Genomic DNA, 18,896 nt, shown 5'->3' with positions numbered 1-18,896 from the left:
GAATGATACCATCGCCCTATCATGCAACTTCTCGTGTTTCATGAGTTGGCCGCCAGCGGAGCACGTGGATCATTCACGCAGGTCCAGAAAGGAGTTGATGCATGCATTCCCATCATGAAGTGATCGTGATCGGCGGCAGCTTCGCCGGGCTGTCGGCCGCGATGCAACTGGCGCGGGCACGCCGCCGCGTGCTCGTGATCGACGCCGGCCGGCCGCGCAACCGTTTTGCCGAACACGCGCACGGCTTCTTCGGGCAGGACGGCAAGCCGCCCGCGCGGATCGTCGCCGAAGCCGCCGCGCAACTCGCCGCGTATCCGACCGTGCAGCGCATCGACGGCGAGGCACGCACGGCCGAGCGCGACGCGGACGGGCGCTTTCACGTGACGCTGGCCGACGGCAGCCGCGCAAGCGCCGACCGGCTGATTCTCGCGACCGGCATCCGCGACGCGTTGCCCGCGCTGCCGGGACTGGCCGAACGCTGGGGCATCGGCGTGCTGCATTGCCCGTACTGCCACGGGTACGAAGTCAGCGGCCAGCGGCTCGGCGTGCTCGCCACGCATCCGCTGTCGGTCCATCAGGCGATCCTGATTCCGGACTGGGGCCCGACGACGTGGTTCACGCAGGGCGTGGTCGAAGCGAACGACGAAGAAGCCGCGTTGCTCGCCGCGCGCGGCGTGCGCATCGAGCGCTCGCCGGTCGTCGAGATCCTCGGCGATGCGCCGCGTATCGACGCGCTGCGGCTCGCCGACGGTCAGCTCGTGTCGATCGACGCACTGTTCATCGGCGCGCGCACCGACATGGCGAGCGACCTCGCGCAGCAACTCGGCTGCGCGTTCGACGACGGGCCGCTCGGCACCGCGATTCGCGTCGACACGTGGAAGCGGACGAGCGTCGCCGGCGTGTATGCGGCCGGCGACGCGTCGAGCCTGATGACCAACGCGACATTCGCATCGGCATCGGGTGTGGCGGCCGGCGTGGGCGCGCACCGGTCGCTGGTTTTCGGGCTGGACGCGTAGGTGGATGGGCAGCCGGGCGTCACGCCGCGCGCGGCGCGGCGTCCACCGCCGGCTGCGCGTTCCCCTCGGCGCTGCACGCTTCCAGCGAAATCCGCCGCGTCTCGCGCCCGTTGAGCCACCACAGGCCGGCCGCGAGCGGCCCCGGCAGCGCAAGCACCAGCAGCACGACCAGCGCGGCCGACGGCGAGCCCGACATTGCGTAAACATTCGTCAGCATCAGCGGCGCGATCACCGCACCGAGCCGGCCGATCGCGACCGACACGCCGAGCCCCGTCGCGCGAATCCGCGTCGGCAGGATTTCGGACGACACCACATAGCCCGAGATGTACGCCCACGTGACGCCGAACTGGATCAGGCAGTAGCCGAACACCATGCCGCGCAATGCGTGCATCGCATAGATGAAGACGATCGCCGCGACGGTGAACGTATAGCTCGCGAACAACGACGCGCGGCGCCCCCAGGCCTCGACCAGGAACGCCGCGACGATGCCGCCCGCGAGCGCCGCGGCGTTGCCGATCATGTAGTAGATCGGCATGTCCGTCGACGCCACCTTCAGGTACGGCAGCAGCACGAGCGCCATCAGCGACAGCACGCCGTACACGACGGCCGCCTGCGAGAAGTTCAGCGCGCCGGCCAGCGCGCAGCGCGCGCGATACGCGCCGAACAGTTCGCCTACGTTGCGCCAGAACGCGGGCGCCTGGTGCGCGAAGCGGGTCGGCGTGTAGCGCTTCGTCAATGGCGCGCGGTCGGCCTGCGCGCGCGGCTCGCGCGCCACGCTCGCGACGATCTGCTCGACGATCGCTTCGGCTTCCGCCACGCGCCCCTGCTGGATCAGCCAGCGCGGCGATTCCGGAATCACGCGGCGGATCCAGAAGAACACCAGCGCCATCGTCGTGCCGAGGCCGAAGCCCACGCGCCATGCCCACTCGGGCGGCAACTGGTTCAGCACCAGATACGACACGGCCGCCGACAGCAGCGCGCCGACCGGAAAACCCGACAGGATCAGCGCGTCGGTCCGGCCGCGATGGCGCGTCGGAATGAATTCGCCCATCGTCGCGGTCACCGCCGAATATTCGCCGCCGACGGCCAGCGCCGTCATCGCGCGGAAGAACAGGAACGATTCGTAGTTCCACGACAGCACGGTCGCGACGCTGAAGCACGCGTACCAGAGCAGCGTCGCGAGGAACAGGCGCTTGCGGCCATAGCGGTCGGCGAGATAGCCGAACGCGATCGCGCCCACCAGCATCCCGAACACCCAGATGCTGACCGCGAGCGAGCCCTGCGCGGCGCTCAGGTGCCAGTGCGACTTCAGCACGCCGAACACGCTGCCGATGATGTTGGTTTCGAACGAATCGAGCGCCCAGCCGACGCCGAGCGCGACCAGCATCAGCGTGTGGAAGCGGGTCCACGGCAGGTTGTCGAGACGCGTGAGCGCGTCCGTTTCGATCGGATGAGACGGTTGCATGATGAGGGCTCCTCGTCAGTGAAGCGCCCGCTCGGGCTGCTCCGGGCTGAAGTCGAAATGCGGGAAGCGCGCGCGGGTGCCGATGAAGTTGCGCCCACGTGCGCCGTCGAATGCGTGATCCACGATGCGCGCCCATTCGGGCGCGTCGATCCCGTACGCGGCCGGGTGGCTCGCGACGCCGAGCGCGTCGAGCAATGCGACGAGCTGCGCGGGGGCGGACGCCGTATCGCCGAAGATCTCGCGCAGCGCGGCGTCGCACGCGGCGTCGACGCCGAGCGCCGCCTGCATCACGGCCGGCAGGCAGAACGAGCACGCGATGCCGTGCGCGACGCCGCGCGTCAGCGTGATCGCATAGGAAATGCTGTGCGCGAGCGCGGTGTGCGTATTCGAGAACGCGAGCCCCGCGCGCAGCGCGCCGAGCGCCATGTCGCTGCGCGCGTCGAGATCGTCGGGGTGCGCATTCACGCGCTCGAGGCCGTGCATCAGTTCGCGTGCCGCCTGCACGGCAAGGCCGCGCGTGACGGGGTTCGCATGGACGTTCCAGATGCTTTCGAGCGCGTGCGACAACGCGTCGAGACCGCTGGCGAGCGTCGGCTGCATCGGCAGGCCGACCATCAGGCGCGGATCGACGATCACCGTTTCCGGAAAGAGATCGGGCCGCGACAGCGACAGCTTGCGCGCGTTGTGCGGATCCCAGACGGTCGCCCACCGCGTCACTTCGCTGCCGGTGCCGGCCGTGGTCGGGATCGCGACGATCGGCAGCGCAGGCCGCACCGGTGCGTCGCCCGTCGTGCCCGCGGCGCCGGACAGGATGCGCAGCACGCGATCGAAATCGCCGTGTTCGGCGGCGAGCACTTTCGCCGAATCGATCACCGAGCCGCCGCCGAGCGCGATCAGCACGTCCGGTTTGGCGGACAGCGCGGCGAGCCGCTCGCACGCGCGTCGCAGCATCGGCACCGACGGGTTCGCCTCGACGCAGTCGATCCGCGCGAGCGCCGGCCCGAGCTGCGCTTCGACACGGTCGGCCAGCCGCGCGAACACGGCATCGGGATACGTGACGATCGCATAGCTGCGTCCGCCGAGCGCATCGCTCAAATCCGTGAGCGCGTCGACGCCGAAGCGGATCCGCACGGGATTGTGGAAGTGCCAGTCGCTCATGCCGCCGCTCCCGCGCGACGCCGCGTATCGCACACTTGTCCGTTCACGACCCGATATTCTGCATGACGAACCAATACGAAAAACCGATCTTCCGCGCAATACATGCTCGCACCTGAATGGAATGGGGACGAGCATCAGGTTAGGCATCCGCGATGACGCGTTCATGATCGAAAATCCCGGTCATCGGCTATGGATCGACCGAATTTTTCGATCGATCGCCGCCGCATGCCGGTGCGTCGTTGCCCGCGGTCACGCGTCGAGCGGCCGGCACCGCGCGACCGCATCGAAAAACGACGCGACCAGCCGGCTGCCGCGCCGTTCGCTCAGGCAACACACGTGGATATGGGTTTCGACCGGGTCGCCGTCGATGCGCAGCGGCCGCAGCCGCTCGTCGGGCACGTATTCGGCCTTCGATACCGTGCCGACGCCGAGCCCGCGCGCGACGGCCTCGCGCAACGCCTCGCGGCTGCCGATGTCCATCGCGATGCGCGGCGTCAGGCCGGCCGCCGCCATCGCGTCTTCGAGCGCGCGGCGCGTCGTCGAGCCCGGTTCGCGCATCAGCAGCGGCTCGCCGGCCAGTTCGTGCAGCGTGATCGCGTCGCGCGTCGCGAAGCGGTGCGTCGAGCGCACGAACGCGATCACCGGAAAGCTCGCATAGCGCTGCGTGAAGTAGCGCGCGTCCTCGAACGCGCGGGCCACCACGCCGACGTCGCACACGTACTCGTCGAGATCGCGCAAGACGGTTTCCGAATTGCCGAGCGCGACCGACAGGTGCATGTGCGGATGCAGCTTGTGATACGCGTCGATCATCTCGGTGACGTGAAACGGGCCGACCGCGCCGATCTTCAGCGAGCCGCGCTGCAATGCGCCGCTGTCGCGCAGCAGCGCGGCGGCATCGCTCTCGTCGCTGCAGATGCGGCGCGCGATCGGCAGGAATTCGAGCCCGACCGCCGACAGCTCGACGCGCCGGCCGCGGCGGTGGAACAGCTCGACGCCGTGTTCGTGTTCGAGGGTCTGGATCTGCGACGTGATCGTCGTCTGGCTGGTGGACAGCGCGCGGGCGGCCGCGGTGAAACCGCCGTGCTGGACGACGGCAATGAAGCTGCGAAGCTGGGTCAGTGTCATGACGGGCGGTCGAATCGATCGGGAAATACGTGCCGAATGTCGGATGGCATCGAAAAATTCAATGTATCGGGCGAATGTGACAGGCGCGTTCCGGTCGAGCTTGTCGCCGCCCCTCGACGCCGCGTCGATGGCTTCGCCGCACGATGTGCGGTTTAATGCTCGACATCACCGGCATTAAGAGCCATGAAATGCTCGACCTCGACGACCTTCGACTCGTCCGCGCGATCGGCACGTCGCGCTCCCTGGCCGCTGCCGCCCGGCTGCTCGACCTCACGCCGCCCGCGGTCACGATTCGCCTGCAGCGGATGGAGGCACGGCTGAACGCAAGGCTCGCCGTGCGGCAGCCGAAAGGGATCGCGCTGACCGACGAAGGGCAGCGGCTGTACCAGGAAGCCGTCGGCATTCTCGAGCGCGTGGAAGCGCTGCCGGGCAGCCTCGCGGGCGACCACGGCGACGTGCAGGGCACGCTGCGCGTCGTCGCCCCGCTCGGCTTCGGCCGCAAATACGTCGCACGGATCGTGCGCGACCTGCAGCGCGCGCATCCGAAACTCGACATCTCGCTCCATCTGTCGGAAAGCCCGTTGACGAGCGCGGCGGGGGCCGACGTGGTCGTCCATGTCGGCAGCCTCAAGTCGTCGTCGTGGATCGGCTATCCGCTCGCCCCCAACGAGCGCTTCCTGTGCGCGAGCCCCGCGTACGCGCGCCGCCTCAAGGATCTGAAGCATCCGTCCGAGCTGACGCGCTACGACTGCCTGTGCCTGCGCGAGAACGACGAAGACATCCCGCGCTGGCGCTTCTCGCCCGGCAGCGGCGTCGACGGCGAATCGCGGCGGGCTACCGTCATCCGCGTCAGCGGCGCGCTGTCGTCCAACGACGGCACCGTCATCACCGAATGGGCGCTCGCCGGGCTCGGGATCGTCGAGCGCTCCGAGTGGGACGTCGCGCCGCTGCTGGCGAACGGCAAGCTCGTGCGGCTGCTGCCCGGCTGGAACCTGCCGGCCGCGCCGGTGACGGCGCTGTTGCCGTCGCGTACCGGCCGCTCCGCGCGGCAGCGGGTGTTTCTCGACGCCGCGCGGCGGTTTCTCGATCCGCCGCCGTGGCGCGGCAAGGCATGAGTGTTAAATGCGGCTTAATGGAAGATTAGCCGCGCATTAAACACGAGGCGGCCCAACCGCCCTACAGTGTCCGCATCGGCAACCACGCCATCGGACACCTCGTGAACCTTCATACGCTCAATACCCCGGCCGCCCTGATCGACGTCGGCCGCATGCAGCGCAACATCGCGCGCATGCAAACGCATCTGGACGCACTCGGCGTCCGGTTCCGGCCGCACGTCAAGACCACCAAATGCCGGCACGTCGTCGACGCGCAGATCGCGGCGGGCGCGCAAGGCATCACGGTGTCGACGCTCAGGGAAGCCGAGCAGTTCTTCGCGCACGGCATCCGCGACATCGTCTATGCGGTCGGCATGGTGCCCGCCAAACTCGCGCAGGCGCTCGCGCTGCGCCGGCAGGGCTGCGACCTGAAGATCGTCGCCGACAGCCTGCCGGCCGCGCAGGCGATCGCCGCCTTCGGGCGCGAGCACGGCGAACGGTTCGACGTATGGATCGAAGTCGACGTCGACGGCCACCGCTCGGGCATCCCGCCCGAAGCCGACCTGCTGATCGACGTCGGCCGCGCGCTGACCGGCGGCGGCATGCTGCTCGGCGGCGTGCTCGCTCATGCGGGCTCCAGCTATGAATACGACACGCCCGACGCGCTGGCCGCGATTGCCGAACAGGAGCGCAGCCGCACCGTGCGGGCCGCGGAGCGCCTGCGGGCCGCCGGGTTGCCGTGCCCGGTCGTGAGCATCGGCTCGACGCCCACCGCGCTGGCGGCGGAGCGGCTCGACGGCGTGACCGAAGTGCGCGCCGGCGTGTACGTGATGTTCGACCTCGTGATGCACAACATCGGCGTGTGCGAACAGTCCGACATCGCGCTGTCGGTGCTGACCACGGTCATCGGTCATCAGGAAAAGAAAGGCTGGGCGATCGTCGACGCGGGCTGGATGGCGATGAGCCGCGACCGCGGCACGCAGCGCCAGGCACGCGACTTCGGCTACGGGCAAATCTGCACCGAAGCCGGCGAAGTGCTCGACGACTACCTGATGAGCGCCGCCAACCAGGAACACGGGATCGTGTCGCGCGCGGGCACGCCGGATACGGACATCGCGCGGCGGTTTCCGATCGGCACGCGCCTGCGCATCCTGCCGAATCACGCGTGCGCGACCGGCGCGCAACATCCCGACTACCACGCGATCGGCGACGACGACGCCGCGCAGACGTGGCCACGCTTCTACGGGTGGTGAGCGAAGTCCGGCGCCCATGCCGCGCCATCCGCGCATTGACTATTTATCCAGTTCTGGACAAACTTTAAACACCCTCGATTCGTCTCGTGCCGGACAGGCACCCCCGACCATGCCGACCGACGCCCGCCTCCTTCTCCTCGACCGCGATGCCGTCGAGCCCGCCCTGCAAGCCGGGCAAGTGATGGCGGCCGTGCGCGAAGCCTTCGTGCTGCACAGTCAAAGGGCCGGACGCGTATTCCCGGTGGTGCGCGAGAAGCTGCATACCGGCGGCGTGTTCGGCATCAAGTCGGGCGACGTCGCCGGCCAGGATCTGCTCGGTTTCAAGGCGGCCGGGTTCTGGCCCGGCAACCGTACACGCGGCGGCGAGCCGCATCAGGCGACCGTCGCGTTGTTCGATCCGGCGACGGGCCGCCCGCTGTGCATCATGGACGGCAACGCGATCACCACCGCGCGGACCGGCGCCGCGGGCGGCCTCGGGCTGCAACAGCTCGCACGCCGCGACAGCACGCGGATCTGCGTGTTCGGCACGGGCGTGCAGGCGCGCGTGCAGCTCGACTACGCGCTCCGGCTGCTGCCGCAGCGGTGCACGGTGCAATACGTGAACGTCGGCGGCGAGCCGGACCCGGCGTTCGAATCGCACTTCGTCGAACGATGCACGATCGGCGTGGCGCGCGACCGGAACGATGCGGTCGCCCACAGCGACGTGGTGATCACGGCCACGCCCGGCGGCGGGCCGTTGTTCGACGCGGATGCGGTTCGGCCGGGCACCCACCTGACCTGCGTGGGCGCCGATACCGCGGGCAAGCGCGAACTACCGCCTGGCGTGCTGGAACGCGCGCGCATCGTCGTGGACGATCACGATCAGGCGCGCAGCATCGGCGAGTGCCAGTGGGCGCCGGATTTGCCGCGCACGGAAATCGGTGACATCCTCGCGGGTGCGGCATCGGTCGACCGTGCCGCGCACGAGATCACCGTCTTCGACATGACGGGCCTCGCGCTTCAGGACCTGACCGTCGCGCGCTTCCTGTATCGGCACGCCGTCGACAACGGCACCGGAACCGCCGTTCCGTGGCCCTGGTAACACGACTTCCCGCTTTCAACCGCCATGCGTCTCACCCAAGTTTCCGCCCTGTCGTTCGACCTCGACGACACCCTGTGGCCGTTCGGGCCGTCCGTCGTCCGGGCCGAAGCGACGCTTCGCGCATGGTTGCTCGAGCACGCGCCGAATACCGCGCGCGTGCTGCCGACGCAACAGGCGCTCAGCGCGCTCCGTGAGGAATACGAACGTTTGTATCCGGATCTCGCCAGCGACTATCGCGCGATGCGAATCGGCTCGATCCGGCTGGCGCTGGAACGCGCGAACGAAGATGCCTCGCTGACCGATCGGGCCTACGACGTCTTCTATGCGGCGCGCAATCGCGTCGAGTTCTATGAAGACGCGCTGCCGGCGCTGGCGTGGTTGAGCGCCCGCTTTCCGTTGATCGCGGTCACCAACGGCAACGCGGATCTCCGGCTGACCGGCGGCGGCGAATTCTTCCGCACGACGCTCAGCGCGCGCGTATTCGGCTTCGCCAAGCCGGAACCCGAAATCTTCCATGCGGCGGCGGACGCACTCGGCGTGCGGCCGGCCGAATTGCTGCATGTGGGCGACGACTTCCACCTCGACATCGTCGGCGCGTTGAATGCGGGGCTTCAGGCCGCGTGGGTCGTGCGCGAACCTCGGGCGGGCGGGGAACCGGCTCCGCCTCAGGCGGCGACACCGCATCTCACGTTGCGCGATCTGGCGATGCTGTGTCGTGCGCTCGGCGGACCCGACACGGTCTCGTGATCGCACGCGGACGCGGCGGGTCACGCCGATGCGGCGCATGACCCGGCACCCGTTTCACTGTCACGCCGCCTTCCGCGCCTCCGCGATCCGCTGCGGCGCCTTCGGCCGCGCATACAGCCGCTCCAGATACGCGCGCAGTTGCGGGAACGGTTCGATCAGGTGGCATTCGCTCGCCCAGTCGATCAGGTAAGCCGTCACGCAATCGGCCACCGTCAGCGAATCACCGACGATGAATTCGCGCCCTTCGAGATGCTTGTCGAGAATCGCGGCCATCGTCGTGAAATCCTCGCGCGCCAGTTCGATATCGGCCGGCGAGCGTTTCTCCGGCGGATAGATGAACGTATGGCGCGTGATCCGCCACAGCGGCTGCTCGAGCTCCGTCACCGCGAACATGACCCATCGATAGGCCTCCGCCCGCAGCGCCGGCTCGACCGGCAGCAGCGCCTTCTCCGGGTACTTGTCCGCGAGATACAGCACGATCGCGGCCGACTCGGGAATCACGAGGTCGCCGTCCACCAGCACCGGCACCTTGCCGGCCGGATTCAGGCGCAGGAATTCGGGCCGCTTGTGCTCGCCCTCGAGCAGGTTGACCGACACGAATTCGAAATCCGCATCCAGTTCCTTCAGCCCCCACAGCGCCCGCTGCGAGCGGGTGCCGGCAAATCCGTAAAGCTTCATCGCCCATCTCCATCCAGAATGTCGGGAAAATGTCTGCATCCGGACCACGCGCATCGCATCGGGCGACACGTCGCGTCCGGCCTCATGCGTCGCTCATGCGCCCGGAATCGCCAGCACCGGCATCACGTCGACCGACACGCCCGGGAACAGCGTGAAATGCGGATGACCTTCGAACAGCGCGGCGGCCGCCTCGTGCGATGCCGCCCGCACGACGCTGAAGCCGCTCAGCGCATTGGACGTGTCGCGGATGCCGCCGGCGTCGATGGTCTTGGTCTTGCCGAGCGGGCCGCCCAGCTCGACGATCGCGTCGCGATGGCGCTCGACCCACGCATGCCACGCGGCGATGCCGTCGCGCTCGCGCGTGCGCCGCTCGTCCTCCGGCAGCGCCATCCATGCCTTCATCGCCGGGCTGTCCCGGGTCCCGAGAAATACGGCGAGATACAACTGTTGTTGCGCACTCATGCCTTCTCCTCCGATGACGGACGCGGCGGGTTGCCGCGCCTCGACCTTGACAAGATAGGTTGATATCAACACAATTGCAACATGGCACGAAAAGAAAAGCTTCCCTTCGAAACGACGCTGATGGTGCGCGATTGCTGCCTGTGCCTGCACATGCAGCGCGCGGCGCGCAATCTGGCGCGCATCTTCGACGATGTGCTGCGCCCGCTCGACCTCACCAACGGCCAGTTTTCGCTGCTGATGTCGTTGAACCGGCCGCAACCGGCCCCGATGAAATCGGTTGCGTCGCTGCTCGCGATGGATCGCACCACGCTCACCGCGGCGCTCAAGCCGCTCGAGCGGCGCGGCCTCGTCACGATCGCGCAGGATCCGGACGACCGGCGCAGCCGCCTGCTCGAACTGACTCCGGCCGGGCACGACCTGCTGACCGAGGCGTTCCCGTTGTGGCAGCGCGCGCATGCCGAGATCGAGCGGCCGTTCGCGCCGGGCGAAGTCGACCAGTTGCGCGGCCAGTTGCGCACGCTGTCGATCGATCCGGGTTCGCGCGACTGAGGCGGCGCGCGGATCGCCCAGCGGCGGCGATCATGCGCACTTGCTGTCACGCGCTGTCAGCAGACATTGCCGGCGTCCGTCGCACCGCCCGATTCGATGGCAATATCGCTCGGCACGACAACCGATCCGGTATCCATAAGGAGACGAGCATGGGCAACAACGAGAAGGGCGCGATTTTCCGGTCGCTTCACCGCGCGGGCCAGCCGCTGGCGCTGTTCAACGTGTGGGACGCCGGCAGTGCGCGCGCGGTGGCCGACGCCGGCGCCGTCGCGCTGGCCACCGGCAGCTGGTCGGTCGCGGCAGCCAACGGTTTCGTCGACGGCGAGCAGATGCCGCGCGCGCTGATGATGGAGGTGCTGGAGCGGATCGTGCGTGCGACGGACTTGCCCGTCACCGTCGATCTCGAAAGCGGCTACGGCGAGCGGCCGGAAGATGTCGCCGAGACGATCGCGATGAGCATCCGGGCCGGCGCGATCGGCTGCAATCTCGAAGACAGTTTTCCGTCGACGGGCGAACTGCGTGACGTCGACGAAGCGGCGGCCCGTATCGCGGCGGCCCGGCAGGCGGCCGATCGCGCGGGCGTCGACTATTTCATCAACGCGCGCACCGACGTGTTCTTCAAGGCGGCAACCGAGACGCACGACGAACGATTGCTCGACGCGACGCTGGCGCGCGCCCGCGCGTACGCGGCGGCCGGCGCCGACGGCCTGTTCGTGCCCGGCCTGCGCTCGCCGGCGCTCATTCGCGCGCTGACGGCCGCGTCGCCGCTGCCGGTGAACGTGATGCGCGTCGCGGAAACGCCGACGCTCGCGGAACTCGCGGAGTACGGCGTGGCGCGCATCAGCCACGGGCCGTATCCGTATCTGCAGGCAATGAAGACGCTGGCGGCGCTGGTCAAGCAAGGCGGCTGACGGATTCGCGGGGCGGCGGGCGGCCGCCGCGCCGTCGCTGCCGGCCATCCCGATCGGCTTCGTTCACGCAGGCGTCGTGCTGCGCTACTTCTCGCCGATCACGACGATCGGTACGCCGCAAAGCGCGGCCGCGCAGGAGCTGCGCATGGAGTGCATGTTTCCGGCCGACGACGCGACCGACGCGCGCCACCGGCAATTGCTCGACGCGCACGCGCCGGTGCGCTGACCGACGTTCAGGATGCCTTGACGAAATCGATGAACGCGCGCAACGCCGGCGGCACGAGACGCCGCCCCGGGTAATACAGAAAGGGCCCCGAGAACGGCCGCCACCACGGTTCGAGCACCGGTTCGAGCGCACCGCTTTCGAAATGCGGGCGCACCCAGTCTTCGAACAGATACAGGATCCCCGTCCCGGCGATCGCCGCGTCGACCATCAGCTCCGTCGCCCCGCCGATCTGGACCAGCAGCGGCCCGGCGGCCGGCTCGACCCGCACGACCTCGCCGTCGCGCTCGTACTCCCACGGCGGCATCGCGCCGCTGGCGAAGCGTCCGCGCAGGCACCGATGGCCAAGCAGGTCGCGCGGATGCCGCGGCCGGCCGTGCCGGTCGAGATAGCCGGGCGCCGCCGCGGTCGCGAACCGCTGGATGCGCGGGCCGATCGGCACCGCGATCATGTCCTGTTCGAGCCGTTCGTCGTAGCGGATGCCCGCGTCGCAGCCGGCCGCCAGCACGTCGACGAAATTTTCGTCGGCGGTCACTTCCAGCCGGATGTCCGGATACGCCTCGAGAAAGCGCGGCACGATCGCCGGCAACACGAGCCGCGATGCGCTGACCGGCACGTTGAGCTTCAGCGTGCCGGCCGGTCGGCCCCTGAATTCGTCGATCCCATCGAGCGCCGCCGCCACTTCGGTCAGCGCGGGCGCGAGACGCGCGAGCAGGCGCTCGCCGGCTTCGGTGGGCACGACGCTACGCGTCGTGCGGTGCAGCAGCCGCACGCCGAGCCGCGCTTCCAGCCGGCGCACGGCCTCGCTCAGCCCCGACGCGCTGAGGCCCGTCACGCGTGCGGCATCGCGGAATCCCCTGGCGCGTGCCACGGCCATGAACGCGTTCAGATCGCCCAGATCGGTTTGCATTGTTCGCCTTTTCGTACAACCCGTGCGAATTATGCCGGCTTATCGCGCAGGCGACTCGTCCTTATGCTGAACGCATTCATCTCTTCGACAGGAGCAAGGTCATGCCCGATATTCGCCACACCGCCACCTTCAGGCTCGGCGATCGCCACGTCAGACGGATCGGCTACGGCGCGATGCAGCTCGCGGGCCCCGGTGTATTCGGCCCGCCGAAAGATCGCGAAGCCGCAGTGAACGTGTTGCGCGAAGCCGTCGAATCCGGCGTCGACCATCTCGACACCAGCGACTTCTACGGCCCGCACGTGACGAACCAGTTGATTCGCGACGCGTTGCATCCGTATCGCGACGATCTCGTGATCGTCACCAAGATCGGCGCGCGACGCGGCGACGACGCATCATGGCTGCCCGCGTTCACGCCCGACGAGCTCGAGCGGGCCGTGCACGACAACCTGCGCAACCTGGGGCTCGACGTGCTCGACGTCGTCAACCTGCGCATCATGTTCGATACGCACGGGCCGGCCGAAGGATCGATCGAGGCACCCCTGGCCACGCTCGCGGAGCTGCAGCGGCGCGGGCTCGTGCGGCACATCGGCCTGAGCAACGTCACGCCCGCGCAGGTCGCGCAAGGCCGGCGGATCTGCGACATCGTCTGCGTGCAGAACCACTACAACATCGCGCATCGCGGCGACGATGCGCTGATCGACACGCTGGCCCGTGACGGCATCGCGTACGTGCCGTACTTTCCGCTCGGCGGCTTCTCGCCGCTGCAGTCGTCGACGCTGTCCGGCGTCGCGGGTCGCCTCGGCGCGACGCCGATGCAGGTCGCGCTGGCGTGGCTGCTGCGCCGCGCGCCGAATCTCCTGCTGATTCCCGGCACGTCGTCGGTCGCGCATCTGCGCGAGAATCTCGCGGCCGCCGACCTCGATCTGCCGGCCGACGCGCTCGCGGCACTCGACCGCATCGCGGGCGCCGGCGCCGCCTGACGCGCGGACGATCGCCTGGCGGCCCGTACCACGCGGGCTGCGGGCCGCCGGGCCGGTCAGGACGCGACCACGCCGACCCGCTTCGGCACGCCGGTCACGATCGTCGCGACCGCCACCGCCAGCACGATCGCCGCGCCGACGAACACGCCTGCCGCGCCGTTCGCGTCGAACACGACGCCGCCGGCGGCCGCGCCCGTCGCGATCGCGAGCTGGATCGCCGCGACGATCAGCCCGCCCGCGCTCTCGGCCTCGTCGGGCACGGTGCGCGTGACCCACGTCGACCACGCGACCGGCACGCCGCCGAACGCCATCCCCCACAACGCGACCAGCACCGCGTCGATCATCGGCGCGCGGCCGAGCACGACGAGCGCGATGCCGAGCACGACCATCAGCGCGGGCATGCCGATCAGCATCGGCCGCAGCCGGTGTTCGAGCACGCGGCCCGCGAGCGACGTGCCGACGAAGTTCGCGATGCCGTAGCCGAGCAGGATCGCCGACAGCCCGTTCACGCCGACGCCCGCCACCTGTTCGAGGAACGGCCGCAGATACGTGAAGAACGCGAAATGGCCGGTGAACACGAGGATCGTCGCGAACATCCCGAGGCCGACGGTCGGCCGGCGCAGCACGTCGATCAGCGTGCGCAGCCGCGTCGTGCCGCTCGGCGGCATCGACGGGAGCGTGACGATCTGCGACACGAACGCGATGCCGCCGAGCACGGCCGCGATCAGGAACACGTTGCGCCAGCCGATCAGGTGACCGAAGTAGCTGCCCATCGGCGCGGACGCGATGGTCGCGACCGCCACGCCGCTGAAGATGATCGACAGCGCGCGCGGCACCATCGCCGTCGGCACGAGCCGCATCGCGGTGGCGGTCGCCATCGTCCAGAAGCCGCCGAGCGCGATGCCGAGCACGACGCGGCCGAACAGCAGCATGGCCAAATTCGGCGCGAACGCCACGGCGAGGTTCGATACGACGAGCAGCACCGAGAACACGAGCAGCACGCGCCGCCGGTCGATCGTGCGCGTGAGCGCGGAGATCAGCAGGCTCGTGACGAGCGCGACCGTGGCGGTGGCCGTGACGGCCTGTCCGGCCACGCCTTCGGTCACGCCGAGGCTGTCGGCCATCGGCGTCAGCAGGCTCGCCGGCAGGAATTCGGCCGTGACGAGCCCGAACACGCCGAGCGTCATCGCGAAGACCGCGCCCCAGGCCGGTTCGCGGGGGGCCGCCGTCGAGGCGGCCGAGGAGATTCCGGGATTCATGCGGGGTTCCGTGTCGGTTAGGGAAAGTACTGATAAAGGCGTATCGTAAGGAACAGCAGCAGGACGGTCTATGACATACAATCCGTTCTTGTTGATCGAACGTCCGTATCTCGATATGTCCGAGCCCCTTCTGCCCCCGATTCCCGAAGTGCACGACCTCGTCAGCGAGTTGCTGCTGGGGATGCGGCTGAGCGGCGTCCAGTACCGCCGCATCCAGGTCGCGCGGCCGTTCGGACTGAGTTTCGGCCACGGGACGGGCCGCGCGCAGTTCCATTTCATCGTGCGCGGGCCCGTGCTGCTGCGCGACGCGACGGGCGAGACGATGCGGCTCGAGGCCGGCGACGCGATCCTGTTGCCGCACGGCGGCATGCACGCACTGGTGTCCGATCCGGATGTGCCGTGCCGCGAGATCGACGGCTTCGAGGTCGCGAAGATCTGCGATACGGTCGCGTCGGTGGCGTCGGCCGGCGTGTCGCCCACGAGCTGCGCGACGAAGGAACCCGGCGCCGGCGATGCGCTGATCTTCAGCGCCTGCATGGAACTCGACCTCGGCGGCATGCAGCCGCTGGTCGGCACGATGCCCGCGTTCATGCACGTGGGCACGCTGCTCGCGCGCTACCCGGAAATCCGCCCGATGCTCGATGCGATGGAACGCGAGGCGTGCACGGCGCGCGCGGGCTTCGCGGGCATCCTCGCGCGGCTCGCGGACGTGGTCGCGGCGTTCATCGTGCGCGGCTGGGTCGAATGCGGATGCGGCGATGCGACCGGCTGGGTGCAGGCGCTGCGCGAGCCGAAGCTCGGCCGCGCGATCGTCGCGCTGCATCGCGACCCGGGCCGCAACTGGAGCGTCGCGGAGCTCGCGACCGAGGCAGGCGTGTCGCGCTCGGTGTTCGCCGAGCGCTTCCTCGCGGCCACCGGGATGACGCCCGTGCGCTACCTCACCGAGCTGCGGATGCGGCTCGCCGCGCAATGGATCGCCCGCGACCGCGAGACGATCGAAGCGGTCGCGTACCGGCTCGGCTACGGTTCGCTCGCGGCGTTCAGCCGTGCGTTCAAGCGCGTGGTCGGCAAGCCGCCGGGCGCCGTGCGCGCGGACGGCGACGTACCCGCCGAAGCGTAACGCGCGGCGCGCGGGGCCGGCGGCGGTGCCGGCCCGCAGGCCGTCACTTCAACGCGTCGAGCCGGTCGACCAGCGCCGTCGCGCACTGCACGGCGAGCGCCGCGCACTGCTCCACGTCGACGGGCGCGCCGGCCGCGACCGTACCCTGCACGATCCGGCCCAGCAATTCCTTCGAGAGTTCGGCGATCTCGTGATCCCGTTCCGTCATGATGTCCCTCCTGCGCGTCGGCGATTCCGGTGATTCGCCCGTCCGGAGCGAATGCCGTGCCCGCGCCGCTCAACGCTGCTTCGCCCGCACGACGATCTGCGTCTGCGTGTCGCGCTCGATGCGCTCGAGCGACGCGCGCAGCGCCGCGAATTCGTCCGGCGTGCAGACCTGCCGCCCGAAATCCGCGTTCATCCGCCGCGTGACCTGCACGACGCGCGCGGCCGCATCGAACACGTAATGCGACGTGAAATCGACGAAGCGGTCGTGCACGGCCGTATCGGCCGGCAGGTCGGTCACGACCACGCCCGCCGGCAACGCGATCTGGCCGGTCTCGTCGAACGCGCCGCCGATGCAGCCCCACGGCTGCGTGCGCACCGGCTCGGCCAGCCAGGTCTCGACCTGGGTCGCGATACCGCCCGTGACGCTCGACAGCGCGGGCAACGCGGTCGTGCCGTCCGGCCAGACGAAATGATCGAGCGTGCCGATGACGGTCACGTCGAACGGCCCGTCCGTCACGCGCCGGTCGCTGGTCGACAGTTGCGCGCGGCCGCGCAGGCCGCTTTGCCGCAGGCGCTCGGTCGCGAGCTGCGCGATGCGCTCGCGCGACGCGCGGCGAAACAGGTTGCGTTCGAGTTCGGCGGTCCAGCCGTCGTCCTCGACATAGGCCTGAACACGTGCGGCGCCCGGCTGCGCGGCATCGATCGAGATCCGCGCGGTGCGGGCGCGCGGCTGCGTGGCCGGCGTGCGCGACAGCACGCCCGTATCGACCAGCAGCGCCGGGCGATCCATCACGATCGGCGGCAGGTAGCCGAACGCGATGCCGGCCGTCGTCGTATCCGCGTAGAGCGCGAGATCGGGCAGCCACGTGATCGCGTGATTGATCGCGCCGGCGCCGTAGCCGGGCACCGACGGCAGCGTGTACACGGCGCCGAGATTGATCAGCACCGGTTCGCTGCGAATGCCGACCGCCGCGAGCAACGCGCCGAACAGCGCGACATGATCCTTGCAGTCGCCGTAGCGGTTGCGCAGGATGTCGGTCACGCGATGCGGCGCGGCGGCCGTCTCGCCGAGAAACAACCCGACGTAGCGCACGTTCGCCTGCACCCAGTCGTACAGGATGCGCGCCTTGTCGCGCGGATCGGCGGCATTCGCCGTGAGCGCACGCGCCAGCTGCACGACGGCCGCATCGTTCGCGCTCGGGTCGACGGCCGCGTTGCGGTAGCGCGCGGCGAACGCCGCGTAGTCGGGCAGCGTCGACACGACGAGCCGGTCGCCGTAGGTCGGATAGCCGACCGAGCCGCTCTCGATGCGATCGTACGCGCCGTGCCGGTAGTCGAATTCGTAGCGCGTGCGGCCGTTCGCCGTGACGGGCGGCAGCGCGACGTAGCCGCGTGCATCCGCATACAGCGGCATGTCGGCCGGCACGTCGAAGATCAGCCGCTGACTGTCGACCGGCTCGCGCGACGGCTCGACGGTGTAGCCGAAGTAGCCGCGATTGACCGGCTTCGTGCGGGTCTTGCGGAACGCGACGCGGGTGCTCGACCCGGCTTCGACGCCGGGGAACACGACGGTGCGCAGCAGCCCGTCCTGGAACGTCGGTGCGCCGGCCGAGCGCGGCTCCTGCACGTCGCGGATGCCGTCCGCGCCGACCGGATGCGCGACGCCGTCGCGGTCGATCGTCTCGGCCGCGAGCAGCTCGACCTTCTCGAGATTCTTGTCGTACCACACGTAGCGCTGCGCAACGGCATCGATGCCGTTCGCGTCGTTCGCGCGCAGCGTCGAATCGTCGTGCTCGTCGAGCGAGCCGTCGTGCTGGATCACGAATTCGTGGACGTCGCTGACGAGCGTGACGGGCGCCATATCGGCCGCGTCGCGGGCGTCCCGCGTGTCGTGTGAGTCGCGCGTATCGGCCACGGCCGTACCCGCGCCGAGCGCAACGGCGCACGCGAACAGGCAGCCGGTCCATCGGAAAGGAAAACGCACCACGTCGAAGCTCTCCGCGCGTTCGTTGCAGGACGTCAGCGCCGCGCGCCGGAGCGGGAGCCGTACCGCATGACGCGCGCATGACAGGCCGCTCGCGCGCACCCGCACGCGTGGCCGTCGTGCGGCCCAGTGTGGGCGACGGGCTGGCGAGCGTCAAGCCGCGGCCAGCGGGAAGGACACCTCATGTCGATCGGCGACGCTTTCGAAACCGGTGACCGCGTAATGGCGTTCGCGTGGCTGCGCGTGATCCTGTCAGGCACGCTGCCGACGGTGCTGCATCTCGAACGGCGGCATCCGAAACCGATCGACGCCGAGCGGCCATGCGCGCCGCGCATTCCCTCTCGCTCACTGTGAGGTGAGGCGAACCGCCCGCACGCCGGCCCGACCCGCAACAGCGGATCGGCGTCCTGGCGTCGCTTTCAGCGCGTAAGCGGCGGCAACGCCGGCTGCCTCACCGCCGGTGCGCCCGCTCCACTCGAGTCCCCCCACCCACCGACCTCAGCCCCTCGTCTCTCCGTCCGTCGTCACCCGTCCTTTCGCCCGAACGCAAGCCGCACCGGTGTCCCGGTCGTGCGTTGTTCCCCGCAATTCGACTTTTGTGCGCGCGCAACAATGGCGATGCCTCGCGCCAGGCGCCCCGGCGGGCCACCCGATACCCGCATGGCGCATGGCGC

General features: G+C 69.4%; 19 protein-coding genes and 1 pseudogene. 11 read left to right on the top strand and 9 right to left on the bottom strand.

Features of this window, described 5'->3' with window-relative positions:
* The first annotated feature begins 101 nt into the window (after window positions 1-101).
* Window positions 102-1,016, top strand: coding sequence for an NAD(P)/FAD-dependent oxidoreductase (locus H0X95_RS26320; protein WP_059722405.1), 915 nt, complete (start codon window positions 102-104; stop codon window positions 1,014-1,016).
* 19 nt (window positions 1,017-1,035) lie between these two features.
* On the opposite strand, the gene H0X95_RS26315 is transcribed toward H0X95_RS26320, so the two are convergent.
* The 3 genes from H0X95_RS26315 to H0X95_RS26305 all read right to left on the bottom strand — a co-directional run bounded on the left by H0X95_RS26315 (window position 1,036) and on the right by H0X95_RS26305 (window position 4,764).
* On the bottom strand, window positions 1,036-2,481 hold the full coding sequence (locus H0X95_RS26315) for an MFS transporter (RefSeq protein WP_059722403.1): 1,446 nt from the start codon (window positions 2,479-2,481) through the stop codon (window positions 1,036-1,038).
* Between the two features lie 15 nt (window positions 2,482-2,496).
* Window positions 2,497-3,639 (bottom strand): iron-containing alcohol dehydrogenase PsrA, encoded by a 1,143-nt coding sequence (gene psrA, locus H0X95_RS26310; protein WP_059722707.1) that lies wholly within the window; start codon window positions 3,637-3,639, stop codon window positions 2,497-2,499.
* A 249-nt stretch (window positions 3,640-3,888) separates the two neighbouring features.
* Window positions 3,889-4,764, bottom strand: coding sequence for a LysR substrate-binding domain-containing protein (locus H0X95_RS26305; RefSeq protein ID WP_034202765.1), 876 nt, complete (start codon window positions 4,762-4,764; stop codon window positions 3,889-3,891).
* A 155-nt stretch (window positions 4,765-4,919) separates the two neighbouring features.
* On the opposite strand from H0X95_RS26305, the gene H0X95_RS26300 reads away from it, so the two are divergent.
* The 4 genes from H0X95_RS26300 to H0X95_RS26285 all read left to right on the top strand — a co-directional run bounded on the left by H0X95_RS26300 (window position 4,920) and on the right by H0X95_RS26285 (window position 8,939).
* A complete protein-coding gene (locus tag H0X95_RS26300; RefSeq protein WP_058902738.1) occupies window positions 4,920-5,879 on the top strand; it encodes a LysR substrate-binding domain-containing protein in 960 nt (319 codons plus the stop codon).
* Between the two features lie 101 nt (window positions 5,880-5,980).
* Window positions 5,981-7,111, top strand: coding sequence for a DSD1 family PLP-dependent enzyme (locus tag H0X95_RS26295; protein WP_058902737.1), 1,131 nt, complete (start codon window positions 5,981-5,983; stop codon window positions 7,109-7,111).
* A gap of 109 nt (window positions 7,112-7,220) precedes the next feature.
* Complete coding sequence (locus H0X95_RS26290; RefSeq protein WP_006488773.1) at window positions 7,221-8,192, top strand: ornithine cyclodeaminase family protein; 972 nt, start codon at window positions 7,221-7,223, stop codon at window positions 8,190-8,192.
* A 24-nt stretch (window positions 8,193-8,216) separates the two neighbouring features.
* Window positions 8,217-8,939: an HAD family hydrolase gene (locus H0X95_RS26285; protein WP_059722401.1), complete on the top strand. Its 723-nt coding sequence runs from the start codon at window positions 8,217-8,219 to the stop codon at window positions 8,937-8,939.
* A gap of 60 nt (window positions 8,940-8,999) precedes the next feature.
* Here H0X95_RS26285 and H0X95_RS26280 read toward each other — a convergent pair whose 3' ends face one another.
* Both H0X95_RS26280 and H0X95_RS26275 read right to left on the bottom strand, forming a co-directional pair.
* Window positions 9,000-9,617: a glutathione S-transferase family protein gene (locus H0X95_RS26280; RefSeq protein ID WP_006488786.1), complete on the bottom strand. Its 618-nt coding sequence runs from the start codon at window positions 9,615-9,617 to the stop codon at window positions 9,000-9,002.
* A 93-nt stretch (window positions 9,618-9,710) separates the two neighbouring features.
* Window positions 9,711-10,079, bottom strand: coding sequence for a hypothetical protein (locus H0X95_RS26275; protein WP_006488774.1), 369 nt, complete (start codon window positions 10,077-10,079; stop codon window positions 9,711-9,713).
* Between the two features lie 81 nt (window positions 10,080-10,160).
* On the opposite strand from H0X95_RS26275, the gene H0X95_RS26270 reads away from it, so the two are divergent.
* The 3 genes and pseudogenes from H0X95_RS26270 to H0X95_RS26260 all read left to right on the top strand — a co-directional run.
* Entirely contained in the window at window positions 10,161-10,628 is a 468-nt protein-coding gene (locus H0X95_RS26270) for a MarR family winged helix-turn-helix transcriptional regulator (RefSeq protein WP_006488765.1), read from the top strand.
* A gap of 149 nt (window positions 10,629-10,777) precedes the next feature.
* Window positions 10,778-11,539 carry an isocitrate lyase/PEP mutase family protein gene (locus tag H0X95_RS26265; RefSeq protein WP_034202770.1) on the top strand — a complete coding sequence of 254 codons (762 nt, stop codon included), beginning with the start codon at window positions 10,778-10,780 and terminating at the stop codon, window positions 11,537-11,539.
* Between the two features lie 28 nt (window positions 11,540-11,567).
* Window positions 11,568-11,765, top strand: a pseudogene (locus H0X95_RS26260) (transcriptional regulator); the annotation flags it as partial.
* Window positions 11,766-11,772: 7 nt separating this feature from the next.
* Here H0X95_RS26260 and H0X95_RS26255 read toward each other — a convergent pair.
* The gene (locus H0X95_RS26255; RefSeq protein ID WP_058902732.1) at window positions 11,773-12,672 is read right to left on the bottom strand and encodes a LysR family transcriptional regulator; all 900 of its coding nucleotides are present in this window, start codon (window positions 12,670-12,672) and stop codon (window positions 11,773-11,775) included.
* A gap of 101 nt (window positions 12,673-12,773) precedes the next feature.
* On the opposite strand from H0X95_RS26255, the gene H0X95_RS26250 reads away from it, so the two are divergent.
* On the top strand, window positions 12,774-13,652 hold the full coding sequence (locus H0X95_RS26250; RefSeq protein ID WP_059722399.1) for an aldo/keto reductase family oxidoreductase: 879 nt from the start codon (window positions 12,774-12,776) through the stop codon (window positions 13,650-13,652).
* A 56-nt stretch (window positions 13,653-13,708) separates the two neighbouring features.
* On the opposite strand, the gene H0X95_RS26245 is transcribed toward H0X95_RS26250, so the two are convergent.
* The gene (locus H0X95_RS26245) at window positions 13,709-14,911 is read right to left on the bottom strand and encodes an MFS transporter (protein WP_027807128.1); all 1,203 of its coding nucleotides are present in this window, start codon (window positions 14,909-14,911) and stop codon (window positions 13,709-13,711) included.
* 70 nt (window positions 14,912-14,981) lie between these two features.
* On the opposite strand from H0X95_RS26245, the gene H0X95_RS26240 reads away from it, so the two are divergent.
* Window positions 14,982-16,031: an AraC family transcriptional regulator gene (locus H0X95_RS26240; protein ID WP_023476135.1), complete on the top strand. Its 1,050-nt coding sequence runs from the start codon at window positions 14,982-14,984 to the stop codon at window positions 16,029-16,031.
* Window positions 16,032-16,074: 43 nt separating this feature from the next.
* On the opposite strand, the gene H0X95_RS26235 is transcribed toward H0X95_RS26240, so the two are convergent.
* Together H0X95_RS26235 and H0X95_RS26230 are read right to left on the bottom strand one after the other, a co-directional pair.
* Window positions 16,075-16,239: a hypothetical protein gene (locus H0X95_RS26235; protein WP_164530824.1), complete on the bottom strand. Its 165-nt coding sequence runs from the start codon at window positions 16,237-16,239 to the stop codon at window positions 16,075-16,077.
* 69 nt (window positions 16,240-16,308) lie between these two features.
* Complete coding sequence (locus H0X95_RS26230; protein ID WP_058902730.1) at window positions 16,309-18,225, bottom strand: DUF3857 and transglutaminase domain-containing protein; 1,917 nt, start codon at window positions 18,223-18,225, stop codon at window positions 16,309-16,311.
* A gap of 180 nt (window positions 18,226-18,405) precedes the next feature.
* On the opposite strand from H0X95_RS26230, the gene H0X95_RS26225 reads away from it, so the two are divergent.
* On the top strand, window positions 18,406-18,576 hold the full coding sequence (locus H0X95_RS26225; RefSeq protein WP_164530823.1) for a hypothetical protein: 171 nt from the start codon (window positions 18,406-18,408) through the stop codon (window positions 18,574-18,576).
* The last annotated feature ends 320 nt before the right edge of the window (window positions 18,577-18,896 follow it).

This window comes from Burkholderia sp. 9779_493, from assembly GCF_015712215.1.
GTDB lineage: Bacteria > Pseudomonadota > Gammaproteobacteria > Burkholderiales > Burkholderiaceae > Burkholderia > Burkholderia cenocepacia.
This window is presented reverse-complemented; position numbering and strand designations above follow the sequence as displayed.

Bases quoted from the DNA above. Each gene is read 5' to 3' on its own strand.
- H0X95_RS26305 (WP_034202765.1), bottom strand. From the start codon at position 4,764: ATGACACTGACCCAGCTTCGCAGCTTCATTGCCGTCGTCCAGCACGGC.
- H0X95_RS26235 (WP_164530824.1), bottom strand. From the start codon at position 16,239: ATGACGGAACGGGATCACGAGATCGCCGAACTCTCGAAGGAATTGCTG.
- H0X95_RS26275 (WP_006488774.1), bottom strand. From the start codon at position 10,079: ATGAGTGCGCAACAACAGTTGTATCTCGCCGTATTTCTCGGGACCCGG.
- H0X95_RS26280 (WP_006488786.1), bottom strand. From the start codon at position 9,617: ATGAAGCTTTACGGATTTGCCGGCACCCGCTCGCAGCGGGCGCTGTGG.
- H0X95_RS26265 (WP_034202770.1), top strand. From the start codon at position 10,778: ATGGGCAACAACGAGAAGGGCGCGATTTTCCGGTCGCTTCACCGCGCG.
- H0X95_RS26250 (WP_059722399.1), top strand. From the start codon at position 12,774: ATGCCCGATATTCGCCACACCGCCACCTTCAGGCTCGGCGATCGCCAC.
- H0X95_RS26285 (WP_059722401.1), top strand. From the start codon at position 8,217: ATGCGTCTCACCCAAGTTTCCGCCCTGTCGTTCGACCTCGACGACACC.
- H0X95_RS26240 (WP_023476135.1), top strand. From the start codon at position 14,982: ATGACATACAATCCGTTCTTGTTGATCGAACGTCCGTATCTCGATATG.
- H0X95_RS26245 (WP_027807128.1), bottom strand. From the start codon at position 14,911: ATGAATCCCGGAATCTCCTCGGCCGCCTCGACGGCGGCCCCCCGCGAA.
- H0X95_RS26255 (WP_058902732.1), bottom strand. From the start codon at position 12,672: ATGCAAACCGATCTGGGCGATCTGAACGCGTTCATGGCCGTGGCACGC.
- H0X95_RS26315 (WP_059722403.1), bottom strand. From the start codon at position 2,481: ATGCAACCGTCTCATCCGATCGAAACGGACGCGCTCACGCGTCTCGAC.
- H0X95_RS26225 (WP_164530823.1), top strand. From the start codon at position 18,406: ATGTCGATCGGCGACGCTTTCGAAACCGGTGACCGCGTAATGGCGTTC.
- H0X95_RS26270 (WP_006488765.1), top strand. From the start codon at position 10,161: ATGGCACGAAAAGAAAAGCTTCCCTTCGAAACGACGCTGATGGTGCGC.
- H0X95_RS26320 (WP_059722405.1), top strand. From the start codon at position 102: ATGCATTCCCATCATGAAGTGATCGTGATCGGCGGCAGCTTCGCCGGG.
- psrA (WP_059722707.1), bottom strand. From the start codon at position 3,639: ATGAGCGACTGGCACTTCCACAATCCCGTGCGGATCCGCTTCGGCGTC.
- H0X95_RS26300 (WP_058902738.1), top strand. From the start codon at position 4,920: ATGCTCGACATCACCGGCATTAAGAGCCATGAAATGCTCGACCTCGAC.
- H0X95_RS26290 (WP_006488773.1), top strand. From the start codon at position 7,221: ATGCCGACCGACGCCCGCCTCCTTCTCCTCGACCGCGATGCCGTCGAG.